The organism is Rhizobium sp. AAP116, assembly GCF_001295785.1.
GTDB lineage: Bacteria > Pseudomonadota > Alphaproteobacteria > Rhizobiales > Rhizobiaceae > Allorhizobium.
In genome coordinates, this window is sequence record NZ_LJIB01000015.1 from 1 (window position 1) to 17,119 (window position 17,119).

Annotated in this window: 22 protein-coding genes and 1 pseudogene; 9 read left to right on the plus strand and 14 right to left on the minus strand. The window is 63.2% G+C overall.

Annotation, left to right across the window (positions count from 1 at the left end):
* From IP85_RS10605 to dusA, 3 genes are all read left to right on the plus strand, one after another.
* Window positions 1-541: DUF1176 domain-containing protein (locus tag IP85_RS10605; RefSeq protein ID WP_156322831.1), on the plus strand; the 541-nt coding region annotated here is incomplete at its 5' end.
* 117 nt (window positions 542-658) lie between these two features.
* On the plus strand, window positions 659-1,291 hold the full coding sequence (locus IP85_RS10610) for a tyrosine-protein phosphatase (RefSeq protein ID WP_082347652.1): 633 nt from the start codon (window positions 659-661) through the stop codon (window positions 1,289-1,291).
* Between the two features lie 65 nt (window positions 1,292-1,356).
* On the plus strand, window positions 1,357-2,424 hold the full coding sequence (gene dusA, locus IP85_RS10615; protein ID WP_054149670.1) for a tRNA dihydrouridine(20/20a) synthase DusA: 1,068 nt from the start codon (window positions 1,357-1,359) through the stop codon (window positions 2,422-2,424).
* 77 nt (window positions 2,425-2,501) lie between these two features.
* Here dusA and IP85_RS10620 read toward each other — a convergent pair whose 3' ends face one another.
* Window positions 2,502-2,714, minus strand: a complete 213-nt coding sequence (locus IP85_RS10620; protein ID WP_006724570.1) for a cold-shock protein — start codon at window positions 2,712-2,714, stop codon at window positions 2,502-2,504.
* A 444-nt stretch (window positions 2,715-3,158) separates the two neighbouring features.
* Here IP85_RS10620 and IP85_RS10625 point away from each other — a divergent pair, with 444 nt between their 5' ends.
* Together IP85_RS10625 and IP85_RS10630 are read left to right on the plus strand one after the other, a co-directional pair.
* Window positions 3,159-3,791 (plus strand): J domain-containing protein, encoded by a 633-nt coding sequence (locus tag IP85_RS10625; protein WP_197278008.1) that lies wholly within the window; start codon window positions 3,159-3,161, stop codon window positions 3,789-3,791.
* Window positions 3,792-4,095: 304 nt separating this feature from the next.
* Entirely contained in the window at window positions 4,096-4,389 is a 294-nt protein-coding gene (locus tag IP85_RS10630; protein ID WP_054149656.1) for a DUF6074 family protein, read from the plus strand.
* A 98-nt stretch (window positions 4,390-4,487) separates the two neighbouring features.
* Here the strand turns inward: IP85_RS10630 and IP85_RS10635 are convergent, their stop codons facing one another.
* The 3 genes from IP85_RS10635 to IP85_RS10645 form a co-directional block, all read right to left on the minus strand.
* Window positions 4,488-4,988: a hypothetical protein gene (locus tag IP85_RS10635; protein WP_054149657.1), complete on the minus strand. Its 501-nt coding sequence runs from the start codon at window positions 4,986-4,988 to the stop codon at window positions 4,488-4,490.
* 172 nt (window positions 4,989-5,160) lie between these two features.
* Window positions 5,161-6,333 carry a phage portal protein gene (locus tag IP85_RS10640; protein WP_054149658.1) on the minus strand — a complete coding sequence of 391 codons (1,173 nt, stop codon included), beginning with the start codon at window positions 6,331-6,333 and terminating at the stop codon, window positions 5,161-5,163.
* A 94-nt stretch (window positions 6,334-6,427) separates the two neighbouring features.
* Window positions 6,428-7,060 carry a TetR/AcrR family transcriptional regulator gene (locus tag IP85_RS10645; RefSeq protein WP_156322835.1) on the minus strand — a complete coding sequence of 211 codons (633 nt, stop codon included), beginning with the start codon at window positions 7,058-7,060 and terminating at the stop codon, window positions 6,428-6,430.
* A gap of 141 nt (window positions 7,061-7,201) precedes the next feature.
* On the opposite strand from IP85_RS10645, the gene IP85_RS10650 reads away from it, so the two are divergent.
* From IP85_RS10650 to IP85_RS10660, 3 genes are read left to right on the plus strand one after another with little or no spacing between them, the layout of a single operon-like run.
* On the plus strand, window positions 7,202-8,176 hold the full coding sequence (locus tag IP85_RS10650; RefSeq protein ID WP_054149660.1) for a chlorophyllase: 975 nt from the start codon (window positions 7,202-7,204) through the stop codon (window positions 8,174-8,176).
* Window positions 8,177-8,204: 28 nt separating this feature from the next.
* Entirely contained in the window at window positions 8,205-8,474 is a 270-nt protein-coding gene (locus IP85_RS10655; RefSeq protein WP_156322837.1) for a hypothetical protein, read from the plus strand.
* Window positions 8,471-8,869, plus strand: a complete 399-nt coding sequence (locus IP85_RS10660; RefSeq protein WP_082347651.1) for a Fic family protein — start codon at window positions 8,471-8,473, stop codon at window positions 8,867-8,869. The genes IP85_RS10655 and IP85_RS10660 overlap by 4 nt, the downstream gene beginning before the upstream one ends.
* 29 nt (window positions 8,870-8,898) lie before the next feature.
* Here the strand turns inward: IP85_RS10660 and IP85_RS10665 are convergent, their stop codons facing one another.
* Entirely contained in the window at window positions 8,899-9,204 is a 306-nt protein-coding gene (locus IP85_RS10665; protein ID WP_054149663.1) for a Dabb family protein, read from the minus strand.
* Between the two features lie 79 nt (window positions 9,205-9,283).
* Entirely contained in the window at window positions 9,284-9,904 is a 621-nt protein-coding gene (locus tag IP85_RS10670; RefSeq protein ID WP_054149664.1) for a glycoside hydrolase family 19 protein, read from the minus strand.
* Between the two features lie 207 nt (window positions 9,905-10,111).
* On the opposite strand from IP85_RS10670, the gene IP85_RS22645 reads away from it, so the two are divergent.
* Window positions 10,112-10,237: a hypothetical protein gene (locus IP85_RS22645; RefSeq protein WP_256367279.1), complete on the plus strand. Its 126-nt coding sequence runs from the start codon at window positions 10,112-10,114 to the stop codon at window positions 10,235-10,237.
* Window positions 10,238-10,515: 278 nt separating this feature from the next.
* Here the strand turns inward: IP85_RS22645 and IP85_RS10675 are convergent.
* The 8 genes and pseudogenes from IP85_RS10675 to cueR all read right to left on the minus strand — a co-directional run.
* Window positions 10,516-10,653, minus strand: a pseudogene (locus tag IP85_RS10675) (DNA-packaging protein); the annotation flags it as partial.
* A gap of 99 nt (window positions 10,654-10,752) precedes the next feature.
* Window positions 10,753-11,568 carry a hypothetical protein gene (locus IP85_RS10680; RefSeq protein WP_054149665.1) on the minus strand — a complete coding sequence of 272 codons (816 nt, stop codon included), beginning with the start codon at window positions 11,566-11,568 and terminating at the stop codon, window positions 10,753-10,755.
* An 82-nt stretch (window positions 11,569-11,650) separates the two neighbouring features.
* The gene (locus tag IP85_RS10685) at window positions 11,651-13,132 is read right to left on the minus strand and encodes a terminase family protein (protein WP_082347653.1); all 1,482 of its coding nucleotides are present in this window, start codon (window positions 13,130-13,132) and stop codon (window positions 11,651-11,653) included.
* 443 nt (window positions 13,133-13,575) lie between these two features.
* Entirely contained in the window at window positions 13,576-14,025 is a 450-nt protein-coding gene (locus tag IP85_RS10690; protein WP_054149666.1) for a hypothetical protein, read from the minus strand.
* A 279-nt stretch (window positions 14,026-14,304) separates the two neighbouring features.
* Window positions 14,305-15,465 carry a GGDEF domain-containing protein gene (locus IP85_RS10695; protein ID WP_054149667.1) on the minus strand — a complete coding sequence of 387 codons (1,161 nt, stop codon included), beginning with the start codon at window positions 15,463-15,465 and terminating at the stop codon, window positions 14,305-14,307.
* A gap of 184 nt (window positions 15,466-15,649) precedes the next feature.
* Entirely contained in the window at window positions 15,650-16,000 is a 351-nt protein-coding gene (locus IP85_RS10700) for a carboxymuconolactone decarboxylase family protein (RefSeq protein ID WP_054149668.1), read from the minus strand.
* A 240-nt stretch (window positions 16,001-16,240) separates the two neighbouring features.
* Window positions 16,241-16,441, minus strand: a complete 201-nt coding sequence (locus IP85_RS10705; protein WP_156322839.1) for a heavy-metal-associated domain-containing protein — start codon at window positions 16,439-16,441, stop codon at window positions 16,241-16,243.
* A gap of 81 nt (window positions 16,442-16,522) precedes the next feature.
* A complete protein-coding gene (cueR, locus tag IP85_RS10710) occupies window positions 16,523-16,966 on the minus strand; it encodes a Cu(I)-responsive transcriptional regulator (protein ID WP_054149675.1) in 444 nt (147 codons plus the stop codon).
* Window positions 16,967-17,119: the final 153 nt, after the last annotated feature.

Below are 17,119 nucleotides of genomic sequence, written 5' to 3' on the forward strand. Positions count from 1 at the left end.
CGGGCCGTCGCCCTATACCGGCCCCGTCGGGCTGCCGCTTGCCCCGCCTGTCCTTCTGGCATCGACAAGCGAGGTGCCGGATGCCGTTCGCCGCGAGATTGCGACCTATGCGCCGGATCAATGCAGCGAGCCGGAAACGCTTGCCTATCCCGGTCAGCGTTATGCCGTGAACGACAACTTCACTCTCTGGGAAGTACCGTGTTTCCTCGGCGCTTATCAGGGCACGAGCATCTTCGCGATTACCCAGAACCCGCCTGCCGACTGGGCGACGATGCTGAGCCTGCCCAATCCGCCAGCGCTTGAGGGCGAGAACAATGCCCAGATGATGAACCCGGAGGTCTTTGCCGAAAAGGGTCTGTTCATCTCGACATCGCTCGCGCGCGGCGAGGGGGATTGCGGCACCTATCAGGTCTTCCGCCTGATGGATGCGCCGGGCGAGACCCTTGAATTCCAGCTGATGGAGTATCGCGAGAAGGTGAATTGCGACGGCGTGCAGAGCGAGCCATCCGAATGGCCGCTGCAGTTCCAGCCCGGAGAATGAATAGCGCGGGTGCCCTCATGCTGACCGAATTGCGGGATCTGCGACCAGGTCGGATACTTCGGCCATCGAAAGGTCCCAATTCGATTTCAGTCGTCGATGACAATCAACCAGTCGGCCATGAGAGGAACTCGTTTGCGCGCCCATGATCTGCCGATCTCCGATAAGACGCCTCAGCGGACAGGAACCCTCGCACGGCGGATCGCGCTGCGCCTTGGGCTTACCCTTGTCGGCCTCGCCGGCCTATTCGGTGCCTATGACGGCGTGCTGATCTTCTCGGGCAATTTTCACGAAATTGTGCCGGGCCAGTTCTATCGCTCCGCGCAGCTTTCCGGCGAACGCCTCGGCGCCGAGATCGATCGCTACGGGATCGAGACCGTGATCAATCTGCGGGGCGAAAGTCCGGACAGGGGATGGTATATCGACGAGGTTGCGGCGACGGCTGCGCATGGGGCAACCCATGTCGATTTCGGGATGTCCGCCAGCCGCGACCTGACGCCGGAGCGGACACAGGAATTGCTGACGCTGCTGAAAACCTCCAAGCAGCCGATCCTCGTGCATTGCATGTCCGGCGCTGACCGCACCGGGCTTGCCTCTGTAATCTTTCTTCAGCAAGTGGCCGGCATCGACGAAGAGCAGGCCGAGTGGCAGCTTTCGCCGATCTACGGCCACATCAACCTGCCCTTCCTTGCCGTCTATGCCATGGATGATACCTGGGAGAGCCTTGAAAAACTGATCGGTCTGGAAAGCTGACGCAGCCACCCCTGGGCGCGATCGGTCGGTGTCCTTTCGTCGCAAAGCATGCTATGGGCGCGGCCATGACGACAGAACCCGACTTTTTCACCCGCGCCATTCCCGGTCCCGCCCCCTATGGGCGGGCGGTGTTTGCGGTTGCGCCCATGATCGACTGGACGGATCGGCATTGCCGGTTCTTCCACCGCCAGCTGTCGGCCAAGGCACTGCTCTATACCGAGATGGTGGTGGCTGACGCGATCATCCATGGGCCGCGCGAGAAATTGCTATCGTTCAACGAGGCGGAACATCCGGTGGCGCTGCAGATCGGTGGTTCGGATCCGGCAAAGCTCGTCGAGGCGGTGAGGATCGCGTCCGATTACGGTTATGACGAGATCAACCTGAATGTCGGCTGCCCCTCGGACCGGGTTCAGTCGGGGACGTTCGGGGCTTGTCTCATGCAGACGCCCGCAGTGGTCGAGGCCTGTGTCACGGCCATGAAAAAGGTGGCGACGGTACCGGTGACCGTCAAGTGCCGGATCGGGGTGGACGAGCAGGAGCCGGCGGAGGTGCTGCCCGATTTCCTCGCCCGGATGATCGGGGCGGGGGCGGATGCGATCTGGATCCATGCCCGGAAGGCCTGGCTGAAGGGGCTTTCTCCAAAGGAAAACCGCGAGATCCCGCCGCTGGATTACGAGCTGGTCTACCGGATGAAGCGGGAAAACCCCGGTGTTTTCCTCGGCATCAATGGCGGGATCAGCGATCTCGATCAGGCCGTTGAGCATCTCTCCGTCATGGATGGGGTCATGCTGGGGCGGGCGAGTTATCACAATGCGACGCTTCTGACCGACGTCGATGCCCGCATCTATGGCGAGGCGGCCGTTTCGGTTGATTGGGACCGGGTGCGTGATGTGATGATCGAATATGCGGAGCGGGTGATCGCATCCGGCGGGCGGCTCAACCATGTCACGCGGCATATGGTCGGGCTGTTCCAGGGCTATGCAGGGGCCCGGCGTTACCGGCAGATCCTGTCGTCGGAGGCGACGAAGTCGGGTGTCTCGCCACAACTCATCGCCGAGGCCTTTGCGGCGGTCGATATTGCTGGCGGGCCGAAGACACAGGGCGCATCCGGCACCTCTGCCGCTGCGGAATAATCTCTAGCGCTGCTTTTCGGCAAATCTTGGTCTGAAATCGAAAATGGCGTCCCGTGGGACGCCATTCGAAAGTCAGATCAGGCAGCCTGGATGTTGACGGCCTTGGGGCCCTTGCCCATGCGGTCCGGCTCGGTGTCGAAGGTGACCTGCTGGCCGTCCTGCAGGGTCTGGAGACCCGAGGCCTGGAGAGCGGAGATGTGGACGAACACGTCCTTCGCGCCGCCTTCCGGGGTGATGAAGCCGAAGCCCTTGTCCTGGTTGAAGAATTTTACGGTGCCCTTGGTGGCCATGGGGATAGTCCTTATTCCCGTGTTGTCGTCTGCGCCGCGGCCGGCTGACCGGAAGCGGCTGGTTGAAGTTCCGCCGAAACGGAACCGTCGAGGGATCGCGATAACGGGGAAAGAACGTCTACCGGCGGGAGAAGGCCCCCAATGACCGCGCGGGCGGTCGATACAAGTCAGTCCAGTCTCCGGGATCATTTGTGCCCGAACCTACAAAGAGGTAGGGACATTTCGGAATCTTGGCAAGTATGAAAAGTCACAGTCGGGCCGACAATATCGCGGCAACGGGCTGAAATCCTTGAGATTTAAAGGGTGGTACCGTTTCCATGCGCCCGTGCTGCACCCGATCCCCTTGGGCAGGCCGTGCAGATCGCGACCGGGGACAGATGTTTGTTCCGTCTTGAAGCAGCCGCCATCCGGGTTTAGGGGAGAGGTGGCTGGGCACGGGAGTGGATGAGTATGGCAAAGACGGGTGCCGCAGTGATCGACCCTTACGAGCTCCTGGGCGTGGCCCGCGATGCCGACGAGGCCGCCATCAAGGCCGCCTATCGCAAGGTGGCGAAGACGGCCCATCCGGATGCCGGCGGCGATACGGAAGCCTTTGCGAAGATCTCCGCCTGCTACGAACTGCTGAAGGATCCCGTGCGCCGCCGCGTCTTCGATGACACCGGCTATGATCCGCAACTGGCCGAGCCGGCCGACCTCAAGGGGCTGATGGTGCTGGAAACCCTGATCAACGACATGATCCTCGACGAGCGCGAGCCGGGCTCGTTCGATCCGGTCGCGGGGCTGCGCCGCAAGCTGACCGACGACATCCTGAAGGCCCGCTTCCACATTCTCGAACTCGAACGCCACCGGGCGCGGGTGCGCAAGCATCTCGACCGGCTCGGTCGCCGCCCCGAGACCGATGTGCTCGGCTCGATGCTGCGGGCCCGGGCGCAATCGATCACCGATGCCATCAAGGCCTCCGATGTGCAGATCGCCGCGATCGAGCGGGCCTATTCCATGCTCGAGGGCTATTCCTACGAGATGGAGCCGCTGCCTGTGGAAGTCGAGACCGAGGAGCTGCCGAAGGCGGCTGAGTAGGGGCGGAACGTAAGCTCCGGCTGACATTCTTCGGCCGAAAGCCTGACAAAACACAAATCTCGTGGAGAACCTGTCAACGCCTGTTGACAGTGACTTATCGTTTTTTAGTATCGCGACATACTCCGGTGAACTGGCCCTTGTCGAAGACAGTATCGGCACTGTCACCCCAGTAGGACTGGCATGGCATGACATGGCATGGCATGGATCAGGTCCGCCGGGCGCTGCGCGCGTTTGCGCTGCCTCATCCTGATCCGTGAGCCCCTGGGAGGGGGTCCCCAGATACCAACAACTGGAGAAGGCACAGATGCATAGCGACGGCTTCGTATCGCAGGCGCGCGAGACGATCATACACTTCCCCCTTGCGCATCGTCGGCAACTCGTTCGCTCCGCCGCCTGTCGGCTGGATCAGCTGAACGGACAGGCGGCGACCGATTTCTGGAAAACGCTCTGCAGCCGGTTGAAAACCGAGCTGTTCGATACCGGCCAAACCTATGAGGATGTGCGCCGGGAGATCCTCGCCTTTCAGGCCGAGGTGCACCGGGAGCTGTTCCTGCTCTACGAGCCTAATGGCTGCGAGCGCAGTCTCGCGGCGACCTAGCGTCGCTTCCTCCCCCTTGCGATAGAAATGGCTTTGCGGCCTGTCCGCCGTGACGACGGCAGGCCGTGTCATTGCGTGTCGCAGGATGGGGGCCTGCCTCATGACGGCGCGGAGCCCGGATTTGTGCGTGGCTTTGTCTCCCGCTTGGTGTGGCGCCAGATTCGGCGGCAGATGGCGGATAGTTGTGGGTTTGGGTCACTGGCGGCCCAGGCGGCAAGCGCTGTCCGTTCGCTCTCCGGATGTGGGCCGGGGCGGGTGTGGATGCGCTCGACGATCGCCAACGCCTGGCGAAGGTGGTTGGCCGCCTCTCTGTCATCCGGCCAGATGCCGGGGGCGGTGCTGTCATCAAGAGGCGGAAGCAGGTCACTCGCCATGGCCAGGAACTGCCGGCGTGCTTCGGGTTTGGCATGGAGTGCGCAGGGCGGCAGCCTTTCGTCTGCGGTGAGCGGATCTGCCGGGCGATGGGCTGCGCCGCTGCAGTGCCGGCTGCGGCGGCATTGGCGCCGCGGGCAGCGGAGCGGGATTCCGCGTTCGTCGAAGGTGTCGCGCAGCAGGCGCAGCTCCAGCGGTTCGGGGGCGGGGGTTCTTGGGTCTGGCATGTCGGCTCCTTTCGGTTGTTAGGGAATTGGCGAAATAGGGAGGCAAGGAATGGGCGGGTGGGGTGCCTCTCCCCTTGTGGGAGAGGTTACAAAATCGAGGGCTTAGCCCGATCAGGGCTAAACCTCAGATTTTGTTGGTGAGGGGATCAGCGCTTTTGGCACAACCAACCCCTCAATACCCCACCGCCTCCCGCTTCTCCTCATCGCTGAGAAACCCCGCCGCCCCGACCCGCGCCCAGAGCGCATCGCGCTCGGCCGAAAGCCCCGCCACCGTATCGAGATCCGGCACCAGCCGCAGCCCCTCGCCGGTCAGCTCGCCCAGAAACACCGAAAGCGACGCCCCCGTCCGCGTCACCAGAGGCAGCACGGTCAGCCGATAGAAGGCGCGGTTGGCCTCCTGGTAATTGGCATAGGTGTTGTCACCGGGAATGCCGAGCAGCATGGGCGGCACGCCGAAGGCGAGCGCAATGTCACGGGCGGCGCCATTCTTTGCCTCGACGAAATCCATATCCTTGGGTGAGAGCCCCATCGACTTCCAGTCAAGCCCGCCTTCCAAGAGCAGCGGCCGCCCCGCCCGCATCGGCCCGGAATAGCCCTCGTCGAGCTCCACCTTCAGCCGCTGATACTGGTCGGCGGAGAGATTACCACCCTCCTTCGGCTGATAGACCAGCGCGCCGGAAGGCCGTGCCGAATTGTCGAGGAGCGCCTTGTTCCAGCGCCCCGCCGCATTGTGCAGATCGAGTGCCACTTGCGCTGCCGCCAGCGGCGCAAAACCCTCGTGATCATCGAGCGGATGAAAGAGCTTCAGATGCAGGAGACCGTCGAGCGCGATCCGCCTGGCCTTCGTGCCGGCGCGGTAGTCATAGGCCGACGGCCAGCCATCCGCCCCGGTCACCACGCTCACCCGGTCGGGCCGAAGCAGATGCAGCTCCGCCGCCCGCTCCGCACTGCGCCCGCCGGTCGCCACCGCCTCGACATAGGCATTGCCCGAGAGCAGCAGCTGCCCATAGAGCGTTTCGAGAAAATCCGCCCCTGTCATCGCGCCGTTGGGCCGTGCCAGCAGAGCAAGCGCCGGATGCTCCGGCCGCTCGGTTTCGCTGTTATAGGCGAGGAATGCGATGCTCGCCGCCGCCTCCGATACCAGGCGCACGCAGCGATGCGCGACCGGGTTCTTCATGAACCCCTCCCGCGAAAGCGCCTGATAATTCCGCCCCGTCCAGCGCGCCTCGCCCTCGCCCGCAATCAGCGCCAGCGCCGTCCCGGCTCGCGGATGCAGCGCCTTTTCTTGGGGCACAGGGTTACGATCCCGGGCGGAAGCCCAGGGCAGACGGAAGGGGAGTTTCATGGGGATGTCCTCGACAGAAATGAAAATCGATCAGGCAGCCTGCCGCGATCGCCCGGGCCACGCCTATGCCGTCTCTTGCAAACGATCGCCGGCCTCAGCCTGCAGCCGGCGATACTTTGCCCGCACCAAAGCGCAATCCGTCGATCAGCAGCTCGACCATCACTGATGTCTCGCCCTCCGGTTCCGCACCCTTGATCGCGGCAAGATTGCCGATGGCGCGCAGCAATTCGTAGGGCACAATGCCTGAACGAACGGCCCCGACATCGACAGCTGCGTCCAGGAGCCCGGCCAAAGCCGGCTCGAAATTCTGGCGGAAATAATCCGGCAGAGCCTGAAAGGCCGGATCGCCGGAATGCAGTGCCTGAGCCAGCCCACGCTTGGCGGCAATGAACCTGGTGAAACGGCGAAGCCAAAGCGCCAGGGCTTCCGCCGGCGGGTGGCTTGATGCAAGCACCGCCGCTTCCGCCGTACAGGCATCCACCTCGCGCTTGAACACCGCGATGACGAGATCCGCGCGGCTCGGAAAACGCCGGTAGAGCGTGCCCACGCCGACACCGGCGCGGGCGGCAATCTCGCGCGCCGGCGCATCGACGCCGCTTGCGGCAAAGATCGCCTTGGCCGCCTCCAGCAGTGCATCCTCGTTGCGCCGCGCATCGGCGCGCACCCGCGGCGTGCCCGCCTGCGCCTCTTGATCCCCGTCGTTTTCCGCCTCATCGCCCATGCACATTCTCCTGCCGCGCGCTAAAAATCCGCGCAGCCCTTGCTAAACGGAACGTCGTTCCGTATATCCATCCAGCATTCGGAACAGCGTTCCGATTAATCCCTAGCCCGATCGCCCGATTAAATCCAGAGCCCGGAGTTTCATTCCATGAACGATCTCGTCACAAAAGCACGCACCATCCCGACGCCGCCCCCGCAAGCCACCATAACCATCAACCCGGTCACGCTGCCGGCGCCCGGTCGAGGCCGCCCGCTCGATCTGCGCATCACCACACCGCTCTCCGGCGACAGCCTGCCGGTCATCCTTCTCTCCCATGGCCACGGCCCATCGCTCTATATTCCCTCCAAGGACGGCTATGGCCCACTCGTCGATTTCTATGCCGCCCATGGTTTCGTCGTCATCCAGCCGACCCATGCCAATTCGAAGGTCGCGGGCCTTGGGGTGGATGCGCCCGGCTATCCCTTCTTCTGGCAGTCGCGGCTCGACGACATGACGCTCATCCTCGACAGTCTCGGCACCATCGAACAGACCGTACCGCTGCTATCAGGCCGCCTCGATCACACACGGATCGCGGCCGTCGGCCATTCGCTCGGCGGCCAGACCGTCGGCATGCTGCTCGGCGCGGGCCTCACGGATACCGCCGATCCGGCCGTCACCCGCGTCCGCCGTCCAGAGCCGCGCATCAAGGCCGGCGTGCTCCTCGCCGCCCCAGGCCTCGGCGGCGACAGCCTCAGCGACTACGCGCGGGCAAACTACACCACCCTCAACCCGGACTTCTCGACGCTGACCACCCGCACCCTGGTGGTAGCAGGCGATGCCGACGACAACCCACACCTGACGCCGCGCGGCGCCGACTGGCACGTCGACCCCTATCGCCACGCCCCGGGTGCGGAAGCGCTGCTCACCCTCTTTGGCGGCAAACACGGCCTCGGCGGCATTGCCGGCTATGACGCAAAGGAAACCGACGATGAAGACCCCGATCGCCTCGCTGCTACCCAGCGCCTGACACTCGCCTGGCTGAGAACTGCGCTCGATATCGACGAGGCGAGCTGGCCGGACGCGATGGCTGCGCTTGAGGTCCATGCTCCGGATCTCGGCAAAGTCGAGCAGAAGCAGATGTGAACTGGTGCCCCGCTGCGGCGCGTGTCTCGTGCCGCAGCGGGACAGCTCAAACACCACCTCGGCCAAGCCGCATCTGGCAATACGTTCGAAGCTACGCTATATTTCTCCCATGACCCCGCGCTCGAAAACCAACAAGATCGACGCCGGACCCGGCGCCGCCCGGGCGGAGACGACTGTCATTTCCGGCGCACAACTGGAAAAAGCGGCTAAGCCGGTGTCAAATCCTCCTGAAGTCGACGACTTCGTTGCTGAATTGCTCGTGACTGACAAGATCATCCTGGACCATCTTGCCAAGTGAGCGAGCCGACATGGATCACATTGCATGATGTGATCGCGATCAACCGCAGGCTTCTGCAGGACACAGCCGAACAGCATTTCGTACGGGATGTCGCAGCTTTGGAAGGCGCCCTCAACAGGCCGCGCTTCCAGGCTGAATATCTGCAGATATCATCACTATCCTGGCTCGCCAGCGCCCATATTCAAGCAATCGGCAAAGTCCACGCTTTCGAACAGGGCAACAAGCGAACGGCTTGGCTCGCTGGCCGATACTTCATCGCCATCAACGGCTATAAGCTGAACCTGACGCCAGCTGGCCAAGAAATCTTGAAGCTGCTCATTGAGGACCTCATCGTCAGCGACGAAGATCCTTCACGGCTCGCCGTGGAACTGGAACGACGCCTGCGGCAGCTGTGATCGCTCTCTCACGAGGCATCAAACCGCCCTCATACCCGCGCCGTCACCGCCTCCCCCACCACGTAATCTGCCGCATAGCGCTCCTCGCGCAGCGGCTTCACCCGGCGGATGCTCTCCTCATAAAGCGGATGCGCCTTATAGGCGGCAAGGGCTGCCTCATCCTCGAATTCGCCATAGACCACGAGATCGATGCTGCGGTGAAAACCGTCGGTCTTCACATTCGTGCCGATCTCCAGCCGTGTTGCACTCGGGATCTCCGTCAGGATCGATAGCCCCGAACGCACTGCCTCGAGATGTTCGGGGCTGACGGTGAAGAAGACGATGTGGCGGATCATGAGGCACCTCGAAGAGCTATTGCAGCGCAAAAGCCGATAGCATCGCGCGGGCCTCCGCTCAATGCGCCGCTTGGCCGCCTCACACCACCAGCCCCGCCCTGACAGCCGCGTCGAAGATCCGCGCCGTCACCGCGATCTTTTTCGCCCGGTCGGTGCCGTTGACGATCTTTCGCGCCCCCGTCCAGTCGGCCTTGGTGCCGGAGAAAAAGTCGGACAGCCTTGCCCCCGAAAACAGCCCCTCGGTCATGCCGACCACCAGGATGGTGGCGGATACGTCGAGCCTGAGCGCCAGATCCGGCTCGGCCACGAGGTCGAGCCCGGTCACCCGGCTCATCTTCGCGTAGTTCTCGCGATGGGTGATCTGCACAAGACCCCGCCCATAATAGCTGCGGCCCGCCGCATCGCGGCGCCAATAGGGCGTCGTCACCGTCGGCAGCCTGCCCGCCCGCCAGGCCCGTTCCAGCCGGTTGACGGCCTCCGCATCGTCAGGCGCAAAGGTCTCGCGCACCGCCTGCATGGTGCCGCCGGTCTCGTGATGCGCGGTGGCCAGGATATAGGCGAGCCAGCGCGGATCGCCCCAGCCGCGCGCCGAAAAGCGCGTCAGCACCGCCTCCACGCCGTCCACCTGCCGTTGAGAAAGCCGCCCGCCGAACACGGCATTGCGCAGCCCCGCGAAGACGATTCGCCGGTCGATCCGCATGATGAAATCCTCGATGTCGGGAAGAAAGCTGCCGGCTACGCCGTATCGGGCGCTGCGGCCTGCAAAAAAGTTCGGAATTAAAACGATTGAAGAAATTTCAATCGTTTAGAGCTCGTTCCGTTCATATTTACAAAGGTTTAACGCTGTGGAACTTTCAGCCTACAGACACGTTTGGAGGCCAGACTTCCAAACCCGAGGAGGGAAGACATGCAGACGAACACTTCGACCAAGACCGCCGCCCCGGCAACGATCCCGGCCCATGTCCTGCAGCGCCTCGAAAACGAATGGCGCCAGGTCCGCCAGCCGGCAGCCCCCGCAACGGCTGCGAAGTAAACCTACCCACCGCATTGCGTGATCAACCGGCGTCCGAAAGGGCGCCGGTTTTTTTCGTGTGGTGGCCAATGCCCCTCATCCGCCCTTCGGGCCCCTTCTCCCCGTTCACGGAGAGAAGGTCCCGGCAGGGGGATGAGGGGCGAATACCTCGCACATCATCTCCCCCTCACCCTGAGGTGCCCTCGCTCTGCGAGGGCCTCGAAGGGTCGAGGCCGTCAAGGTTGAAATAGGATGCTTCGAGGTCCGCACAGCGGGCTGCCACCTCAGCATGAAGGACCTCACACCCCCCTGATCCGCGGCTCCCCGCCACCCTCCAGCATCAGCGCCGTCAGCGCCCAGACCAGCGCATCCAGCCGGTCCGGAGACTTGCCGTTCGACAATCCCTCCGGCCCGAAATCGCACATCTGGTCCTCGAGCTGCATAAACTGGGCAACATGCGTCCCGCGCAGGCTTGCAATGAATGCGAGCAAGTCCGCTTGGGCACCATGACGCAATTCACGCCCGCTTGTTTATTGTCACTCGGACGGGTTGTCCGCGTTCTTGAGTGTAAAGATCTCAAGATTCCTGAAGCTTTCCCGCTTCAGTTGCGGATCAATCGCTGCATCTGGTCCGGGAATAACCTCCATCAACTCAATCGAGGACTTATCATCGCCTTGTGGTCGTCGGATGGGTGCGCGCTGACCAGTCTTTTTGGCTTTCGGGATTGAGACCGAGATCGAGAGCTTATTCGTGTCAGCCGACGATGCGGTCAGACCCAAGCTTGCAGTCAGATGGGTCAAGGTCCAGGTTGGGCCAAAGGCCTTCACGCCACGAGTCACCTTGAACGTCGTCGATCCTGTGAACCCGGCTGACGTGTCGGGGGCGTTTTCAATCCATGGCGGCACCGATCCAACTCGCAACTGCTCCATGGTGCGATATTCGGCAAAGAGTTCCGAGATGCCGAGACTTCCTCCGACCCATTTCTCAGCCTCAGCGCCGCAATCGCTCGCCGGAACCCGCCGCACGTTAATTCCGACTTTCTGATTGTAGATGCGATCGACATTGCGGGTGTAGTCCAGTGGAAATGCGAAGGCAAAGCTTCCATTCGAGACGCTATCCTTGCCGGTGCCGCTCCCGCCAATTCCGGCGCTGGTCGCCGAAGTCAGCTGCAATTCCGCAGTTATGGCCCACCCTTCGGATACAATTGCCGAGTTCCTGCCAGCCTCAGCTCTCAGCTCACAACCGAGCTTGCGGAAAATGTCCGCTGCAGAAACCGGTGTCACATTCCCCCGCGGACTGCTGACACAGCCGCTTACGCCCGCGCAAAGCACGAGCACCACAATCCTTTGCATTTCCCTGCCCCCAGAAGAACTGACAATAACTCAGGATTGCACGAATTAAGACTTTATCAACCATGTTAATTTTAGGGTATTCTCACACCCCCCTGATCCGCGGCTCGCCGCCACCCTCCAGCATCAGCGCCGTCAGCGCCCAGACCAGCGCATCCAGCCGGTCCGGAGATTTGCCGTTCGACAGTCCCTCCGGGCCAAAATCACACATCTGGTCCTCGAGTTCGACAAACCGCCCCGCATGCAAAACCCGCCCCTGCTCGTAGAGCGCCGCCACCGGTTCGGCGCGCAGGAACTTGCCGCGCGTTGCCCGGACCGTCGTCACCGGCAGCCGCGCCTCGATGCCCTCGAGCACGGCGCGCACCATGTCGCCACCCTGGTTGACTTCGGCCACCACCCGGTCGGCCTCGAAGCGCCGATAGGCCGACACCACCGCCCGCGCCCAGCCGGCCGGGCCGGTGCCCTCCACCGAACAATCGGACAGCACCACCGCCTGGCCATTCTCCTTCAGCCCGGCCACCACGATGCCGCAGCAGGCAGAGACCCCGCCGGCCGGTGGATCGACCGCAACCACGATGCGCCGCAAGGGCTCAGCCAATTTCACCACGATCTCGTCGATCCGCGCGCGCTTCCACAAGCCGTCCGCCCGGTCCTCGATCAGCTCGCCATCCAGCTCCTGGCGCCCCAGCCTTGTCCCGCCATAACGGGCAGAAAGTGCCGCCAGAAAGCCCGGCGCCAGATGCCTCGCATTGGCCGCGGTCGCCATCCGGGTCAGCGCCGTTCCCTCATCCGCCATCAGCCGCTTCAACAGCGGCACGGGCCGCGGCGTCGTCGTCACCACCTGGCGCGGGTGATGCCCCAGCCTGAGCGCAAACTGCAGCATGTCGAAGGTCTCGTCGGCATGTTTCCACTTGGCGAGCTCGTCGCACCAGGCGAGGTGAAACTGCGGCCCACGCAGGCTTTCGGGGTCTTCGGACGAGAAGATCTGGGCGATCGCCCCGTTCGGCCATACCAGCCGTCGCCGCGAAATTTCCACCTCCGGCCGCATCCGCCTGGCGATCCTTGCCAGTCCCGAGGCGCCGTCGATCATCACCTCACGCGCATCGCCGAGCGTCTCCGCCACCAGCGCAATGCGCAAATCCGTCCGCTTGCCCGCTGCCAGCACCTCAGCCTGCACCCATTCGGCGCCGGCCCGCGTCTTGCCAGAGCCTCGCCCGCCGAGGATCAGCCAGCTGCGCCAGTCTCCGTCAGGCGGAAGTTGTTCGGGCCGCGCCAGAAGCAGCCAGTCACGGGAGAGAAAGGCGAGATCGGAAGGTGAGAGCTGCGAGAGGTTGAGTGGTCCCTCCGGGCGAGCAGCGACACCTGCACCATCCTCAATCGCCCCTGCCGTCACCCTCACGTCCCGCACCCGATGCCCTATGCCAGCCACAACAACCTCTGGAGCATCAAGCCCCGCCGCCGCCCAGCTTTCGGGCGCCATGGTCGTGGAAACAGTCTCCAGAGCGGCTGTGGTCCTCCTGCCATTCACGGCCAGCGCCTCGGCTTCCACCGCGACCTGCCCGATCATGACGGATGCGGCCCGTTCAGTCTCGACCACCCGATCCCTCATCCGCCGCCCCAGCGATTTCGGCGTCATCGGCAGTCTCCTTGGGCGATTATGCAAAACAGCGTCAGCCCTCAGGGCGCCCCTCATGCCGAGGTGTTCGCAACAGCTAGTTACGAAGCATCCGTTTGATCCGGTGCCTGTGTAACCGATCCCCTCACGAACAAAATCTGAGGTTTAGCCCTGATCGCTCTCAAGCCCTCGATTTTGTAACCTCTCCCACAAAGGGGAGAGGGGTCGTCGCCGCCAGCCCCGCGCTCCCTCTCCCCCCTTGTGGGGGAGAAAGCGAAATCGAAGGCTTAGGCGAGCGCGAGCCGCCTAAACTTCAGATTTCGCAAGTGAGGGGACCGGTTCAGTTGGCAAGCCTCCTTCAGCATCAGACCTCGAAAGCTTGGCTCAATCACCCCTCACGGCGGCCCCCGCCCCTCGGCGAGGCCAGCCACCTCCGCCAACCTCGCCGCCACCGCCGCCTCCAGCCGTGCCGCCACCTCAGCCTCGACCCGTGCCGCAATCAGCGCCTGGACCTCGCCCCGCAAAACCTCCGGATCGCGCGCCTCGATCAGCCGTTCCTCGGCATCCAGTCGGTCGCGCTCCATCTGGCGCAAAAGCGCATCGATCTTTTCCAGCGTGCGCACGATCAGCGCAATCGCATCGGTCGCCGCCTTGATGTCGGCCCGCGCCAATTTCGCCAGCGCCTCGTCAGCCCCGTCGATCAGGATCTCGGCCCCGGCCCTGAGGCGGCGAAACAGCTCGAACTGGGCGCGCATCTCGGTGGTGAATTCGTTGAGCAGGGTCACCAGATCGCCAGCGCCCGCCGCCTTCACCTCGATGACATCAGGCAGCGCCTCGTCCAGCATGGCCCCCTCCGAAACGAAAGAAGGGCCCGCCAAGCGGACCCTTTCCAAACCTCTCCGGATCACCTTGGCCCTCAAGGCCACAGCTTCCCGATCATGTCAAAATCCTATCCGACGACCGTCACGGTGTCAAGGATTATTTTCCTATTTTGGTTATGACCCACCTCCCCCCTTGCGGGTGAGGACGGAAAATCGAAGGCTTAGGCGAGCGCAAGCCGCCTAAACTTCAGATTTTCCAGGAGAGGGGCGCAGTTCCATTGCATCTGCCTTACCGAGCCCCCCTCACCCCGCCTTCGACCTGTTGCGCCCCGCGTTCTTCGCCTCGTAGAGCGCCAGATCCGCCCGGGTGATGAGATCGCGCGCTTCCCGCACGCCGCCCTCGCCGGTGCCGGCATAGCCGACGGAAACGGTGACGGTCGTAAGCCCGTCGGCGCGGGCCGGATGCGGGATCGAAAGCTCGCGCACGGTGCGGACCAGCCGGTCGGCCAGGAAGGCGCCGCCGGTCTCTTTGTCAACGGCAAAAAGCAGCGTGAACTCCTCGCCGCCATAGCGGGCGGCAAAGCCCTCGTGGCGGGCGGCGAAGGTTGCGAGCGTCGAGGCGATGCGGCGTAGGCAGTCGTCGCCGGCGACATGGCCGAAGCGGTCGTTGAAGGCCTTGAAGTGATCGACATCGACCATAAGCAAGAGCACTTCGCTGCGGGTCTCGAGCCAGGCATGCAGCGTCTCGTCGAGATGCCGGCGGTTGGCAATCCCGGTCAGCATGTCGGTCAGCGTCAGGTCGCGCAACTGGTCGCCGCGGCGCTCGGCAATGTCGGCACGGTTCTGCGCATCGTAGCGGGCGAGATAGGTGAGACAGCGCTGTCTCTCGACATGCCAGTTGCCGTAGAGCGTGAAGAAGAGGCCGGTCACCACCTGAACGGTCAGGGGAAAGATCAGGTTCTCGTCCAGCCCCGGCTTGGCGTGGATGACAAAAAGCGCTGTCAGGCAGGTACCGGCGGTGAAGATCAGCGCAAGGCGAAAACGCAGCACCAGCAACATGTTGCCGAAGAGCAGCACGAGCGGCAGTTCACCCAGCGTATAGGTCGCATAGCTCGATTGCGAGATGTAAACCAAATAGAGCGGCAGCAGGCTCGCGACGAACATGCCGCCGAGCAGGAGCAATTCGCGGATCGCCGGCGGCACGCGGGGCACGAGATAGAAGATCACCAGCGAGCCCGGCACCAGCACCAAGAGGCGCATGGCGACCGTGAAGGGCTGGATGTCGGGCATCAGGTGCAGGCTGGTGAGATTGTAGATGTTGTAGACGATCAGGCCGACGATGATTGCATGGCGCAGATGCCGGATGCGTTCGGCGCCGAAATCCCGTTCCTCTGCGCGTTCCACTTCGGGCGCCATGCGCAACAGCCAGTTCAACCGCCCTCTTGCGCCCGTCTCCGTCTGCATGCCCCCGCCATTGCTCCCTCGCGACGCTCGAACAGCGCCGCATCGGGTTTCACCATGGCGGAAGGCGGCAAATTTTTCGCTAATTTAGAGCGCGCAAAATGAAGCTGGCCCGGTATTTTTTGGGCCGCGACCCGGCGGCGTCGCACCAGACTAGTCCCCGGCTTAGGCCCGACCTGAGTTTGCCTCAGGTCTCCGGCCCGCCGAACTGCTCCCAGGCGGCCATGGCGTCGCCGGCATACATCAGCGACGGGCCACCACCCATATAGACCGCGAGCCCCAGCGCCTCCTCGAATTCCGCCTTGGTGCAACCAAGCTTGATCAGCGCTTCGGTGTGAAACCCGATGCAGCCGTCGCAGCGAGTGGAAATCGCAATGCCGAGCGCCACCAGTTCCTTCACCTTTTTCGACAGCGCGCCATCCCTGGTCGCCGCGCCCGCCATGGCTGAAAAGCCCTGCATCACATCAGGAATGTCCTTGCGCAGGGTCTTGATCCCGCTTGAGATATCCCGGGTGATGGCGATGTAGTCCTTGCTCATGGCGGCGTCTCCTAAATACATACGATACTACATATATATTTAGGCTCGAGGAGATTGCAAGACGTTCAGCCAGTAGCGAGTAGCGAGTAGCGAGTGGCGAGTGGCGAGTGGCGAGTGGCGAGTGGCGAGTGGCATGCGAGTCGCCTATCGGCCGATCAAGCCCTTGCCTGCTCGACCTGCCCCCTTCCAACTATTCGCTATTCGCTATTCGCTACTCGCTACTCCCTACTCCCTCCACCCTTACACTTCCCGCACCGGCGTATAACCCGCCTCGCGGATCGCCTGTTCGGCAAGGACCGCATCGCCTTCGACAAAGGCCTTGCGAGCTGCCAAATCGATCGTGACCGCGCTTCCCGGCAACACCTCCGCCAGCGCCTTGACCACGGTCTTCTCGCAGTGACCGCAGGTCATGTCCTCGATCTTGAAAACCGTCTGTCCAATCATGGTCTTGTCCTTTCCATTTGCCGACAGCTTCAAGCCGTCGCTTCCAATCCCTTTCTGCACCTTCCCATGGGGGCAAGGTCAATCCCCGCAGCAGTCCCCGGCCTTGTCCTTTCCGGCGGTCTTTTGCCGCAGCGGCTTGCCTTCGAGATCGGCGAGGATCGGGCAGTTGGGTCGGTCATTGCCGAGGCAGCGCTCGGCGAGATGGGCCAGCGTGTCACGCATCGCCTGCATCTCGGCGATCTTCTGTTCCAGCTCCTCGACATGATGAATCGCCAGGGCCTTTACCTCGGCGCTCGCCCGCTCCTTGTCGTCCCAGAGCTTCAACAGCCGCTCGGTCTCTTCAAGCGAAAAGCCGAGATTGCGCGATCGCCGCACGAAACGCAGTCGGTTGACGCTGTCGGCATCGTAGACCCGGTAATTCGAGGCCGTCCGGCCCGCCGGCGCGATCAGCCCGATCTCCTCATAGTAGCGGATCATCTTGGCCGACACGCCCGAGGCATGCGAGGCTTCGCCGATGTTCATCGTCATGGTCATTTCTCCTTCAGTTCCTCTCCCTCAGGGGGAGAGGCGGAAATTGCCGGCCCCCGCGCACGCCACCCTCCCCTTGAGGGGGAGGGTCGGAGCGAAGCTCCGGGGTGGGGTGAACAAGCGGCGCACACCAGCATCACCCCCCCC